Genomic DNA, 13846 nt, shown 5'->3' with positions numbered 1-13846 from the left:
ATGGATGGATGGCAGGCAGGTTGGCGGAAGGATGCTTAAACGCGGACTACGAGATAGCGCCGAATGAGCAAAAAGAGGGGAATAAAGGTTAGCTTTCAAAGTTTTTTGCCAATTTTTAATATCATTGGGGAGATAATTAAAGGTACTGAGAAGTAAGCTTATTATTACTTATTTGAGAACATGGCTTGTTTAAGTTATCCTTAAAAAGACAGTATACATAACTTTACAAGCCTGAGACGCTATATGGTCATTAGGCGGGACAAGGCGGTGCCAGGATGCCCATGCGATCTTTGTGGAAATTGATGTTAGGATTAGTCATTGTATTCATAATAGGTGGATGCTCTACTAACAATGACGGCAATAGTAATGCTAATAATGGTGTGGCAGGATCAGAGGGACCGACAATATCGATAAGGGTTGGAGATAATGAACTGCTTACTAAACCATCAGATAGGTTACTTAGTGGGAGTTATAGAAATGGAATATCGATCATGGAGCTACTGAAAGGTAGTAATGTTGCCACATTTGCTGAGGATAACTCAAGCATTGTTTCGGTAAAGGATTTTTCGCTAGAGGCGGGAATGGTTTGGGAGCTTCAGATGGGCGGTCAAATCATTGGGAATGCGGATTGGAATAATACTGTAGGGTATGATTCACAGCTAGTCTTCACCGCGAAGTCGAAGGACCATCAAGCACCACTTCAAACTGTAAGGCTGACCTTGAACGGTGGGAGTGTAGAAGTAGACTTGCATCATACGTATATTATGTTATTTGAAGAGGATTTAACTGTAAGAGATCTGCTCAAAAGCTGTAGTAGCGTACAGTTGGCCGATGACAATAAAAAGGTGCTTTCCGTCGACGATTATACTCCTCTTAGTAATGAAGAATGGAAGCTGAAGGTGAACGGAAAACAACTACTCGATGATGGAATGGATATGAAGCTCAGGGCTCAAGATGAATTGGAGATTTTATTGACTTTACGCTAAAAAATCGTACATTAAGCCAGATCAACGGTTGTTCAGAATCGTTAATCTGGCTTTTTATGTGGAAAAGATATCTAACAATTATCAGTACACTAAAGTGTGAAAATATTCACAATTGAAGTGACTGCAATCACAATGACGACTTGAATTTGAACCGTATAATTCCAATATGTAGAAGAGAAATTGATCAGGTATTCATAAGCTTGAGGAGGCACCTAACCATGACAACGATAAGAGAAAAACTAGTATTAGTCGGCAACGGTATGGCAGGCATAGGTACGATTGAGCAGATATTGAAGCTGGGTGGAGCTTATGACATCACGGTTTTTGGAAGTGAACCTCACCCCAATTACAATCGGATCATGTTGTCTTATGTTCTTGAAGGAAGTAAGAGCCTTAATGATATCATCCTAAACGACTGGAATTGGTATGAAGACAATAATATAACTCTACACACGGGAACAACGGTCACACGAATTGATGAAGGCTCGAAGCAAGTTGTTACGGATAGTGGGATGATAGTCCCCTACGACAAGGTAATTATTGCGACAGGCTCGAATTCGTTTATTTTACCTGTACCTGGCAGTGATAAAGAGGGCGTTGTAGGATTCCGGGACATTTCAGACTGTGATGCGATGCTGGCAGCGGCCAAACAATACAGCAAAGCAGCTGTTATCGGCGGAGGTTTGCTTGGGTTGGAAGCGGCAAAAGGTCTTGTGAACCTTGGTATGGATGTTACCGTAGTTCATTTGATGGAAGATCTGATGGAGCGTCAGCTTGATCGGAATGCCTCCTCGATGCTGCAAGCTGAGCTGGAGCGTCAAGGCGTGAAATTTGCTATGGGCAAACAAACGGTAGAATTGAGCGGGGAACAGAGAGTAAGTGGATTGCGTTTTAGTGATGGCAGTACGCTTGCTGCAGATTTTGTGGTAATGGCTGTTGGAATCAAACCGAACGTGACATTGGCAAAACATAGCGGAATCTCCGTAAATCGTGGGATCGTGGTGGATGATTATTTGCAAACTTCCATGCAGAATGTATATTCCATCGGCGAATGTGCTGAGCATCGCGGTATGTGTTACGGACTGGTGGCTCCACTATTTGAACAAGGCATGGTTCTAGCTAAACATTTATGTGGTAGCGATACCAAGCCTTATGAAGGTTCGATTGTTTCCACGAAGCTTAAAATATCTGGGGTGGATGTATTTTCTGCAGGTGAGTTTTTGGATTCTACTGAACACACTGTGATCTCAAGCAAAGATGAATGGAAGAAAACTTATAAGAAAATTTTGCTCAAAAATAATGTGATTGTCGGTGCGGTCTTATTCGGTGATGTGACGGAGTCCGCGAATCTTCAAAAGTTAGTAAAACAAGGCGCAGTAATGACCGATGAGATTTATACGGAGGTTATGGGAACAGGCTGCTGCGGTGGCGGAGCTAAGAAGAGCACATCCGTGGAAGCAATGGCGGACGAAGAAATTGTCTGCGGCTGCAATGGTGTAACTAAAAAAGCGATCGTAGATGCTGTTACTGAACATGGTTTTACTACTGTGGATGAGATCAAAGCATGCACTGGCGCTACTCGCTCTTGTGGTGGTTGTAAACCCGTAGTAGAACAAATCCTGCAATTTGTCTTAGGTGACAGTTTCCAGCAAGCTGCTAAGCAAGGTATTTGTGGGTGCACAACGCTTAGCCGTGATGAAATTGTTGCTGAAATTACAGCTAAAGGTCTTAAAACAACAAAAGAGGTCATGAATGTACTCGGTTGGAAACAAGAGGAAGGCTGCTCTAAGTGTCGTCCGGCGATTAACTATTATCTAGGGATGATGAACCCTGATACCCATCAAGATGAGAAAGAATCCCGATTTGTAAATGAAAGAATGGGTGCGAATATTCAAAAAGATGGAACCTACACCGTGATACCTCGCATGTATGGTGGGGTAACAACGCCGGAGGATTTGAAGAAAATCGCCGATGTCTCCCTTAAATATGATGTGAAAGTAGTGAAGGTAACTGGAGGGCAACGCCTGGATCTAATCGGTGTGAAGAAGGAAGATTTGCCTAAGGTATGGGAAGAGCTGGATATGCCTTCCGGCTACGGTTATGCCAAATCCCTGCGTACGGTTAAGACTTGTGTGGGCTCCCAGTTCTGCCGCTTTGGCACACAAGATTCGCTGGGAATGGGCGCGCTCATAGAACGTAAGTATGAACGTCTTGATTTTCCTGCCAAGTTTAAAATAGCTGTCAACGGCTGTCCACGTAACTGTGCGGAATCCTGCACGAAGGATATTGGCATCGTTGGAAATGATGGTGGTTGGGAAGTGTTTATCGGTGGTAACGGTGGGATCAAGCCACGGATCGCAGACTCCTTCTGCAAAATTAAGACCGATGAAGAGTTGATTGAAGTGTGCTCCGCTGTGATGCAATATTACCGTGAGACCGGCAATTATTTGGAGAGAACTTCCGAGTGGGTTGAGCGTATGGGACTTGAGCAGATTCAAATGGTTATTTTGAATAATGAAGATAACCGCAAAGAGCTGGCCGCACGGATTGACTTTGCTCTGACTCAGGTTACGGATCCTTGGAAAAAAATGCTCAATGACAGCAGCACTCGTGCTGCGCTTTTTGAAGAAACAAGAGTCTAGCGGGATATAACGCACACAGAAGGGGAGAGACCAATGAATAAGACAACACAAACGTATCCAATAGGATCAGTACAGGATTTCCTGCTGCAGATTGGCCGTGTGGTGATTGCTGGAAATGTGGAGCTGGCTGTATTTCGTACCTCTGACGGAGCGATCTATGCACTTGAGAATCGGAGCCCTCATCCAAAAGGGGGGCCGCTTGCGGAAGGGATCGTTTCGGGTCACTTTCTTTATGATCCACTGTATGATTGGAAAATAGATCTTCGCACGGGTGAAGTTCAGGCACCTGATCAAGGTATCGTTATGACTTATCCAGTCTCCCTTGTCGGAGACATTGTGGCAGTGAGCTTGTAGACACCGAAGCTTGTAGTGAAGGATGAAATAGAAAACGGTGGGGTGGAGTACTATGTTTACTCAAAGTGTGGAAAACATTGTTGAGGCGGCAGTCAGCAAGCGAGACCAAATGAATGAAAGTTTACCAAGATATTTTCTAGCAGCCCTTTTGGCAGGAGCATATGTAGGCATTGGGATTATCCTTATTTTTTCGCTGGGAGCGCCTCTAGCGGCTGCCAAATCGCCTTTCCAACCCCTCATTATGGGTGCATCCTTCGGTATTGCCTTGACTCTTGTTGTGTTTGCAGGCTCAGAGCTGTTTACCGGAAATAATATGTTCTTTACGGTTAGTACACTAGCTGGTAGAACAAGTATCTGGGATACTGTCAAGAACTGGGTGCTTGTGTTTGTAGGGAATGTGGCAGGGGCAGTGATTTTAGCACTTTTGATTCGAGGAACTGGACTATTCAGTGCGGCTCCCCCAGAGCATCTGATCTTTGCGGCTGCAGCCAAGAAAATGAGCCTTCCGTTTTCGGAGCTATTTTTCCGTGGAATTCTATGTAACTGGCTGGTCTGTCTAGCGCTATGGATGGCCTCACGCGCTAAAAGTGAAACTGCGAAGCTGGTTCTAATCTGGTGGTGTTTGTTTGCCTTTATTGCGAGTGGATATGAGCACAGTGTGGCTAATATGACGCTGCTGAGTGTTGCTGTATTGCTCCCGAATCACCCGGACACCGTTACAATTGCCGGATGGATGCACAATATGATACCCGTTACATTAGGGAATATAATTGGTGGTGGCGTATTCGTTGGCATGGCCTACTGGATGATCTCTCCCGTGCGTGGTACACAGACCAAGCGTTAAGAGTATATTTATAGTTATAGGGCTGACCCAATTTCGGGTTCAGCTCTTTTTCTAAATATAACAAAGTATAAGTTTCACGCTATAAATTATCCTTATATTTCTCGCATAAACGCTTACCGTCCATTAGGGACGCCGAAGGCGTTTTTGCTTGTCTTGTGGTATAAAAAAAGACGCCTATGTTAGGCGCCTTTGACCACTCTATTTTATAATGTGTAGAATAATTGGGTCATGTATGTTTCATTGAGGAGAATAGAGGGTACATTATAATGGAATTAAATTCGGCAGATCTCGTTTGGACACATTTCGCAGTGGCAAATTTCCTGCAGCATGCCAAGATCCTTGATGACAATCATACCGTTCTCGTACTCAACCGCGTCTTTTTTACGCAAGTCACTCAGCATCCGGTTTACACTCTCACGAGTGGCACCGATCATGTTGGACAGATCTGTATGCGTAATTTTTTTGTTGATGAGGATGTTCTCACCATCGCTGCTCTTCTCACCATAAGTATTACCAAGTCGAATGAGAGTGGAGCAAAGTGCGCCTGGTTTGCCATACATCATCAAATCACGGAATTTCGTTTGAGTTAGACGGTGATGAATGCCCATCCATTTCATAAAGTCGATGGCAAAATCACAATGTTGGCAAATGAGAATTTCTAAATCCTTTTGCTCGATAACGCCAACTTCACTTTCTTCAATCACTTCTGCAGTAAAGCTGTGCTTGGTGCTGAAGAATGGGTCCGCTTGACCTACCATATCGCCGGCTTGGTACATATAAAGAATAAGTTCTTTACCTTCATCCGTTGATTTAGTTAATTTCACACGTCCACGTTTGATATAAAACAATTTATCCGAGTAGTCGCCTTCCCAGAAAAGATGTGAACCCTCTGGAACAACGCGTTCTTTCATAGTAACAAGAAGTCTGTTGAAATTCTGTTCGGAGAAACAGTTTGTATTTCCGTGGGCTTCGATGACATTGTAATGTTCTTTTAGCATAATCGACATCCCCTTTATTCCCTCAGTTTTTCAGTAAATTTTAAATTAATTATACCTCTAAAATCTTCGATTTGGTTAAGAAAAACCATTTAAAAGTGTCGAATTTTCAACATTGTGATTATTTTCACTTCAAAAGTGCTAGATGTAATATGATTTTTAACTAAAAAGGAGTAAGAAGTATATGTTCTTTATATATCAGCAGTGGCAATCCATTATTCTCAAATAATGGGTCTGTTGCTGTTTTTTTTTGTTCTTATTAGATTCTACATATTATACTGCAAAAATTCATGATATAGAAATCCGTTCGATTTCAACTCCGTATAAATGCACACATCTTCATTAAGGTCAGACATTGGCGCAACGGGTATGGAACGATATCCTGAGAATGGAGCAAAAACCAGGAGAAGGGGAAATCATACATGGCTAAAGTGGCAGACAAATATCTTAAGGTAGATCCTTGGGCAATTATTGAAGAGGGCTTTGATCCAGAACGAAATCGGACCTCGGAATCTATTTTTTCACTGGGAAATGAGTATATGGGTGTGCGGGGGTATGCTGAGGAAGGTTACTCTGGGGATTCCCTGCAAGGCAGTTATTTCAACGGGCTAAATGAACAATTGGACATTGGCAATCATTATAAAGGGATTATTCGCTCGCTGAGATATATGGTAAATGCGGTGGACTGGCTGTATACGCGGATCACTGTGAATGGTGAAAAGCTTGATCTGGCAAAAAGTAAAATATCGGATTATGTGCGCAAACTGGATCTTCGTAGTGGGACCTATCGGCGGGAGCTAATCTGGCACCTAGATGATGGGAAAAGCTTAAAAGTTGTCTTTACACGCTTGGTAAGTATGACGATGTCTCATCTGGGACTACAACGGGTGGAATTTGAGCCCCTTAATTTCTCGGGCAGCGTGGACATTTGTGCAGGTCTTGATTTCAGCATTATTCATGAGGAACGCGGCGAATGTATGTGGAGTAGTCTCCGCAGTGGAGAACAAGGATCTACCACAGCTATTATGGCGAGAACAGTGAATACAGCTAACAAGCTATTCTCTAGCTTTTCGTTACAATCTTCACAGCCGCTTCAGCTTACGCGAGTTGAATATGATAAATTTATTGGACAAAGCTTTACTATGGATCTTGCTCAGGGAAAAGCGACCCATTTTACAAAGCTGGTTATCAACTGTTCGGATAGTGAATCTGCCCATACAGCTGAAGAGCTGTGGAGCAAGGGGATAGCTCTTGCTGAAAGTGCAAGCCAACTGAGCGATACTCAAATATTCGCGGATCAGACGGCATATTGGAATGGAATCTGGGAGACAAGTGATATTCGGATCGAGGGCGATCCTGAGAATCAGCAGGGCATTCGTTTTTGCATTTTCCAGCTTTATCAGACTTATCATGGTGATCATCCTGGGTTCAACATCGGCGCTAAAGGATTGACGGGAGAAGTGTATCGTGGTTTGGCGTTTTGGGATACAGAGTCGTATTGCTTACCATTCTATATGTTTAATAATCCTAAGGCTGCACGGAGTTTACTGGACTTTAGATATAAGACATTACCTCAGGCTATGCAACGTGCTAAAGATGTTGATTGCGATGGCGCTTGCTACCCTATTGCTACAATAGACGGAACTGAAAGCTGTGATCTCTGGCAGCATTCGAATCTTCAGCTTCATGTAGGGACTGCTATTTCCTATGGTATCTGGCATTATGTTAAAAATACTGGGGATAAAGAATTCCTGCACAGTAAAGGTGCTGAAATGCTGATTCAGATCAGTAGATTCTATGCTACACGCGGTCAATGGGGTCAACAGAGTGGGAAATATGGATATTTTGGCGTAATGGGTCCTGATGAGTTCCAATTGATGGTGAATAATAACTGCTATATTAATTTGATGGCCCAAAAATCATTTGAATACACCCGTGACACCCTGAGTGAAATGAAAAAACAGGCACCAGAGGCTTTTGCATTGGTTGCGGAAAAGACGGGGCTTCATGACGAAGAACTTACCGATTGGAAAAATAAAGCAGACAATATGAAGATTCCGGTTGACGAAGTGACAGGAGTATTTGAGGAGCATGATGGATTCTTCGATATGCCACATATTGATATTCATTCCATTCCTGTAACAGAGTTTCCGCTCTACTCGAACTGGTCGTATGATCGATTGTACCGTTATGACATGATTAAGCAACCGGATGTTCTCATGTTTATGTTCTTATATAATGGACAATTCTCTAAAGAAGCGAAGCTGGCTAACTATGAATATTACGAGTCTAGATGTATTCATGAGTCTTCACTTTCACCTTCGATCCATTCGATACTGGCAAGCGAAATCGGCAAGCCAGAAGAAGCCTATTCGTTCTTTGAATTTGCGACAAGACTGGATTTAGACAATTACAACCGTAACACACGCGAAGGATTGCACACGACTTCGATTGCAGCCGCTTGGATGAATATTGTGTATGGCTTTGGAGGTATGCGTTCAGATGGGGATCGTTTGTCCTTCCAGCCTTCATTGCCTGAGCGCTGGAACGAGTATAGCTTCCAAGTGATGTATGAAGGGGTATTACTACGTATTTTGGTCAATAAGACTTCAGTAACGCTCACCGCAATTAATGGGGGTAGCACTGATATTACAGTGTATGGGCAGTCAATTACGGTGGACGCTTCCGGGACGATGCTTCCGCTAGGTGAAGGGATGTTGGCTCGATGAGCTGGGCGGTTAGGGATAGCTGTTTTGACAAGCAACTGGTGACGACGAACGGGAACAAATATATGTTAGGCAATGGCTATATGGGGTATCGCGGGACTCTAGAGGAATTCGGTAAAACTGAGTTAGTTGCCGTAACTTTAGCTGGTCTATATGACAAAGCGGGAGATAAGTGGAGAGAACCTGTCAATGCTCCAAATGGATTATGGACCAAGATTGTCTGCAACGGTCAACCTTTAAGTGTGCTAGAGCAAGAACCGAGCTCTCATGTTCAGGAGCTGAATATTCGTAGTGCCATTCATCATCGGAGCACAGGCTATAGTCTATCTGATGGTGGGATGTTGACATTTACAGCAGATCGTTTCGTAAGCCAGGACAATCTTCACCTGCTCGTTAGTAAATACTCTATCCATAGTACACAGGACTGCCAAATTGTGATTGAGACCGGGATTGACGTAGATGTATGGGATATCAATGGTCCCCACCTCTATGGTCAAAAAGTACAGTCACAGGGTGAGGCACTAGTCTCTTCCTCCACTAGTGGAGAATTGAACATTCCGGTAGTTGTGGCGGAGAGAGCCGTATTTAATTTCGGAGATCAGCAACTGGATGAGGGCGCTAGTATTCGCCGGATTTCTTTTGAAGCGCGTACGGGTGAGACCTATGAATGGTTTAAGTACGTTGCGGTATATACTGGACTTGATGTTAGTGTACCGGAGTCAGAAGCAGTAAAGTCTGTTCTAGCTGCTGAAACGCTCGGTTATGACGAGTTATTACAGGCTCATCGCCAGCAATGGGAAGAAAGATGGTCACTTAGTGATGTCATTATCGAAGGCGATGAGGATGCCCAGTTTGCTCTAAGATACAGTATTTATCAGCTGTTAATTATTGCACCTACAGTTTCGGAAAAGGTTTCTATCCCGGCTCGAGGTTTATCGGGTCAGGTCTATAAAGGGGCCGTATTCTGGGATACGGAGATGTTTATGCTGCCTTTCTTCCTGCATACTGATCCAACGGTTGCTCGCAACCTGATGATGTACCGGATTCATACCTTGGACGGAGCTCGCCGGAAGGCCGCGGAATATGGTTATTTGGGAGCATTCTATGCTTGGGAAAGTCAGGATACAGGAGACGATGCTTGTACACTGTTTAATGTGAATGATGTATTTACCGGTCGACCAATGCGGACTTATTTCCGTGATAAGCAGGTTCATATCAGTGGGGATGTTGTACATGGGATCTGGAAATACGTTCAATTTACAGGTGACGAGAGTCTGCTGACTAGCGGAGGGGCGGAAGTGATCTGGGAATGTGCCCGGTTCTTCTACTCTTATGCTTACTATAATTCAGTAAAAGAACGCTTCGAGATTCTAGATGTAACAGGTCCAGACGAATATCATGAGCGTGTGAACAATAATGCTTTTACGAATGCTCTGGTTAAGGAGACACTGGAGATTGCCTTGCGCACAGCAGAATTGCTGCAAGATAAGTATCCGGAAGTGTACAATCAACTCTCTACAGAGTTTAGCGAAGGTCCGTTTCTGACAGAGTTCAAAGCTATGCTGGATAGCTTCTATGTTCCGCAGCCAGACCCTGCCAGTCTTGTCATCGAACAATTCGACCGTTACTTCACCTTAGAAGATGTTAGGCTGCCAGATTTGAAATCCCGTGTACTTAACAAAAATGAGTATTTGGGTGGCGGTAATGGATTAGCCACAACCACAACAATACTGAAGCAAGCGGATGTCGTATTGATGTTAAATCTATTCAAACATTCCTTCACCAAGGAAGTGAAACAAGCGAACTGGGAATTCTACGAACCGCGCACCGAGCATGGGTCAAGTCTTAGTCCTTGTATCTACGCTTTGGTAGCTGCCGATATTGGTTCGCCGGATTGGGGATATCCATATTTTATGCGCACGGCTACTGTTGATCTCACGGGAGAATCTAAGCAGTACGTAGGCGATCTTTATATCGGTGGTACCCACCCAGCCGCTAACGGTGGTGCTTGGATGGCTGCGGTGCTTGGTTTTGCAGGGTTGGATTATGATGGGGAAACTGTCCATATCAAACCTTCACTGCCTAAACATTGGCAGTCTGTTGAGCTTCCGGTTACGCTTCGGGGAGATACCTTTAAACTGCGTATCAGCAAGGATGAAGTTACAGTTACCACAGCAGCTGACTACAGCGGGACTCTGGTGTTCTCGGTACAAGGGGGAGAAGGAAAGTCCTGTGGTGCAGGTGAGAGCTTGCGGCTAACCTTGGCTGAAGCAACAGTATAGACATTAACTAACAACGGAGAGGAAGTAAATCCATGTTGCAAAATATGAAGGGTGCCATTTTCGATCTGGACGGCGTTATCGTAGATACGGCCAAATATCATTATTTGGCTTGGGCGAGTCTTGCTGACGAGCTAGGCTTTACATTTACAGAGGAGGATAACGAACGTCTTAAGGGCGTGAGCCGGATGAGATCGCTCGATATTCTTCTGGAAGTTGGTGGCCTACAATTTGAAGAAGCGGAGAAGCTTGCGATGGCGGAGAAGAAGAATCGCCTATATGTAGAGTACATCTATAAGCTTGAGGAGTCGGAACTGCTTCCTGGGGTCAAAGAATACTTAACTGGACTGAGAACGCGCGGGATTGGAATTGCGTTAGGTTCAGCTAGTAAGAATGCAGAGTTTATTTTGAATAAGCTGAACATTACGGATCTGTTCGATGCCGTAGTTGACGGTAACAAAGTGTCACTTGCCAAACCGGACCCGGAGGTATTCTTGATCGCTGGTCAGGAGCTAGGCTTACAGCCGGACGAATGTGTCGTGTTTGAGGATGCGGAAGCGGGCGTTCAAGCAGGTAAGGCTGCAGGTATGAAGGTAGTAGGTATAGGTAAGCCGGAAGTACTGAAGGAAGCCGATATGGTTGTAAAAGGATTGTATGAGTTGTTGAGTTAAATAAAAAGGTGACCGACTCCAAAGTAGCTGATGCTACTGTGGGGTCGGTCTTTTTTTGCTTTAAATTCCTGTGCTCACGCTGTGTATTCAGCTATCAAGTACAACTGCGCACACCAAGTAGTAATGTCGCTCATTGGGTAATCCAATCGCTCATCCAAAAGCTCAACAAATGTGAAGCCCACAACAGTGTAAAACAGAGGAGAATAATACCTCTCATAGCCCCACGCAGTGGCCTTCACTCTCCCTCCCTTTTTTCTGTTTTCGGTTTTTTTGAGAGGGAAGAAGGTCATGGAGAGGAATTTTGGAACTGGAGGAGCGAAAGCGTCCGCCTTTGTCTCCGGATTTTATCCGCCAGTGGCGGTATAAATCAGAAAATCTGGAGACAACAGCGGCCGTAAGTCCAAAGTTTCCTCGTAATGACACCATGATTCCCTCTCATTCAAATCCGCACAACAGAAAAAAACTACATACAAATGACCATAAAAAACTTTAAAATGAACATATGTAAGCGTTTATCTCTTTGATATAGTTATTGAACCCGGAGGTGTGATTATAGTGTTGTCTAGGCTGATTAGATTGATTCGAAAGCTGAGCGTCAAGCAGCAGCTCATCCTACTATTCCTGATTATGATATCTCCTATTTTCTTTTTGAACATATTTGGGAATTTGAAGGCGGAGCAAATACTGAAGCGCCATGTTACGAATGCATATGTGGAATTGAACAAGCAGAACTTTACGATCATTAATCGGGATATCGATACAGTAAATAAAATCACTACCACCGTGATTCAAAATCCTCTGATTCAGCAAATGAATATGACTGGCTCGGATACCATACTGGAGCGGGTCAAACGATATGAGACAATAGAGAAGCTGTTGGTCAGTTACTCTCAGGGGGCTGAACGTGGTGATGGCATCTATTACTCCCTTTATATATACGATCCGAATGATTATTACTTTTTTGCTCCCAATTTTCCACAGGTTAAGAAGGCGGGAGTTTATTTCTTTTCTAAAGTCGAAGAACCTTACTGGTTTGAGGAGGTTGTTCAGAAGAAAGGACGCGGCTCGCTGAAGTTCACAGAGAGGCTAAGCGCACAAGCGGAGAATTTAAAGACACTTACTTACATGAGAGCTGTAAACAACATTTCCAGAAAAGCGGAGACCATTGGAGTGTTGGTTATCACCAAAATGGACTCAAAAATTGGAGAATCCCTCAAATCCATCTCTTTGCCTGACGGCGAAATTTACTTAACAGATTTAAACAATCGTGTTCTCGCCTCCACTACGAATAATACTGGAGAAGTGATTGAGCTGCCGGAGACGGTTGTTGCCGAGGATCTGGAAGGTACAGTGGATGTGATTACCTCTGATTTTATCTATGTGGTTAACAATAACCATGCGCTTGGACAAAAACTGGTTTACAAAGTTCCGGTGAAGGCGCTACTGCAGCAACAGAACGAAATGAAAAGTGTTATTCAATATATCACCGTGGCTTATGCAGTATTTGGACTAATTATGATTACGTACTTCTGGCGTTCATTAATGACTCCTTTGCAAAAGCTGGCTTTTTTCGTGCGAAAATACGAGCCGGGTAATCGAGTTCCAGAGACACCACGGAGGGGGAGTAACGATGAGGTCAGTGTGCTGATTGCTTCTACCTATGATATGGCCCGAAGGCTGAACGGATTAATCACATACAAATATCAGATGGAGCTTAAACAGAAGGAATCCCAGCTTCAACTTCTATATCAACAAATCAACCCTCATTTGCTTTACAACACCCTAGAGAGCATTTATTGGAAAAGCTCTTTAGAAGGAAATGTCGAATCCGCCGAGATGATCAAGGAATTGTCCAAACTAATGAAGATCAGTCTTAGTCGGGGAAGGGAGCTGATCAGCCTTGAAGAAGAGCTGGAGCATGCAACGGCCTATATCAAGCTACAGCAGCACCGTTATGATTATGTATTTCAAGTTGTGATGAATATTCACCCGGATACGAAAAGCAACCTAATTCCAAAAATCACGCTGCAGCCATTAATAGAAAATGCTATTATTCATGGGGTTAAAAATATGGGCGAGGATGGCGAGATCATCATTACTGCAGTATGTGAGGATGAAACTGTTAGGATCTCTATTGAAGATAACGGCTATAAGTCTGTTGACTATGAAGCCATAGAAGCTGTATTGAATGATGAAAGCCCCAATCCCACTAGCGGTTATGGTATCCGCAATATTAACCAGCGTATTCATTTACATTTTGGCTCTGATTATGGCATCAGCTATACCCCTCGTACAGAAGGCGGAACGCTAGTAACAGTTAAGCTTCCGAAATCGGAGAATCAGGACTAA

The 13846-nt window shown here is 43.7% G+C and carries 9 protein-coding genes; 8 read left to right on the top strand and 1 reads right to left on the bottom strand.

The features are described 5' to 3' along the window. Nucleotides 1-275 precede the first annotated feature (275 nt). The 4 genes from NYE25_RS12650 to NYE25_RS12635 all read left to right on the top strand — a co-directional run bounded on the left by NYE25_RS12650 (nucleotide 276) and on the right by NYE25_RS12635 (nucleotide 4826). Entirely contained in the window at nucleotides 276-986 is a 711-nt protein-coding gene (locus NYE25_RS12650) for a hypothetical protein (RefSeq protein WP_042190553.1), read from the top strand. A 218-nt stretch (nucleotides 987-1204) separates the two neighbouring features. After that, a complete protein-coding gene (gene nirB, locus NYE25_RS12645; protein WP_341052527.1) occupies nucleotides 1205-3628 on the top strand; it encodes a nitrite reductase large subunit NirB in 2424 nt (807 codons plus the stop codon). Nucleotides 3629-3661: 33 nt separating this feature from the next. Further along, on the top strand, nucleotides 3662-3982 hold the full coding sequence (locus tag NYE25_RS12640; RefSeq protein WP_341146034.1) for a nitrite reductase (NAD(P)H) small subunit: 321 nt from the start codon (nucleotides 3662-3664) through the stop codon (nucleotides 3980-3982). Nucleotides 3983-4034: 52 nt separating this feature from the next. After that, nucleotides 4035-4826 (top strand): formate/nitrite transporter family protein, encoded by a 792-nt coding sequence (locus NYE25_RS12635; protein ID WP_341146033.1) that lies wholly within the window; start codon nucleotides 4035-4037, stop codon nucleotides 4824-4826. A gap of 272 nt (nucleotides 4827-5098) precedes the next feature. On the opposite strand, the gene NYE25_RS12630 is transcribed toward NYE25_RS12635, so the two are convergent. After that, on the bottom strand, nucleotides 5099-5824 hold the full coding sequence (locus NYE25_RS12630) for a Crp/Fnr family transcriptional regulator (protein ID WP_042129903.1): 726 nt from the start codon (nucleotides 5822-5824) through the stop codon (nucleotides 5099-5101). 419 nt (nucleotides 5825-6243) lie between these two features. Between NYE25_RS12630 and NYE25_RS12625 the strand changes: the two genes are divergently transcribed. The 4 genes from NYE25_RS12625 to NYE25_RS12610 all read left to right on the top strand — a co-directional run bounded on the left by NYE25_RS12625 (nucleotide 6244) and on the right by NYE25_RS12610 (nucleotide 13846). Next, nucleotides 6244-8550: a glycoside hydrolase family 65 protein gene (locus NYE25_RS12625; protein ID WP_341146032.1), complete on the top strand. Its 2307-nt coding sequence runs from the start codon at nucleotides 6244-6246 to the stop codon at nucleotides 8548-8550. Continuing rightward, complete coding sequence (locus NYE25_RS12620) at nucleotides 8547-10829, top strand: glycosyl hydrolase family 65 protein (protein ID WP_341146031.1); 2283 nt, start codon at nucleotides 8547-8549, stop codon at nucleotides 10827-10829. The genes NYE25_RS12625 and NYE25_RS12620 overlap by 4 nt, the downstream gene beginning before the upstream one ends. Before the next feature lie 32 nt (nucleotides 10830-10861). Continuing rightward, nucleotides 10862-11497 carry a beta-phosphoglucomutase gene (gene pgmB, locus NYE25_RS12615; RefSeq protein WP_341146030.1) on the top strand — a complete coding sequence of 212 codons (636 nt, stop codon included), beginning with the start codon at nucleotides 10862-10864 and terminating at the stop codon, nucleotides 11495-11497. 555 nt (nucleotides 11498-12052) lie between these two features. After that, nucleotides 12053-13846, top strand: coding sequence for a cache domain-containing sensor histidine kinase (locus NYE25_RS12610; protein WP_445667129.1), 1794 nt, complete (start codon nucleotides 12053-12055; stop codon nucleotides 13844-13846).

Source organism: Paenibacillus sp. FSL E2-8871 (assembly GCF_038000345.1).
Classification (GTDB): Bacteria; Bacillota; Bacilli; order Paenibacillales; family Paenibacillaceae; genus Paenibacillus_AQ.
This window is presented reverse-complemented; position numbering and strand designations above follow the sequence as displayed.

Coding starts and splice junctions, on each gene's coding strand:
- NYE25_RS12650 (WP_042190553.1), top strand. CDS start 276: ATGCCCATGCGATCTTTGTGGAAATTGATGTTAGGATTAGTCATTGTA.
- nirB (WP_341052527.1), top strand. CDS start 1,205: ATGACAACGATAAGAGAAAAACTAGTATTAGTCGGCAACGGTATGGCA.
- NYE25_RS12640 (WP_341146034.1), top strand. CDS start 3,662: ATGAATAAGACAACACAAACGTATCCAATAGGATCAGTACAGGATTTC.
- NYE25_RS12635 (WP_341146033.1), top strand. CDS start 4,035: ATGTTTACTCAAAGTGTGGAAAACATTGTTGAGGCGGCAGTCAGCAAG.
- NYE25_RS12630 (WP_042129903.1), bottom strand. CDS start 5,824: ATGCTAAAAGAACATTACAATGTCATCGAAGCCCACGGAAATACAAAC.
- NYE25_RS12625 (WP_341146032.1), top strand. CDS start 6,244: ATGGCTAAAGTGGCAGACAAATATCTTAAGGTAGATCCTTGGGCAATT.
- NYE25_RS12620 (WP_341146031.1), top strand. CDS start 8,547: ATGAGCTGGGCGGTTAGGGATAGCTGTTTTGACAAGCAACTGGTGACG.
- pgmB (WP_341146030.1), top strand. CDS start 10,862: ATGTTGCAAAATATGAAGGGTGCCATTTTCGATCTGGACGGCGTTATC.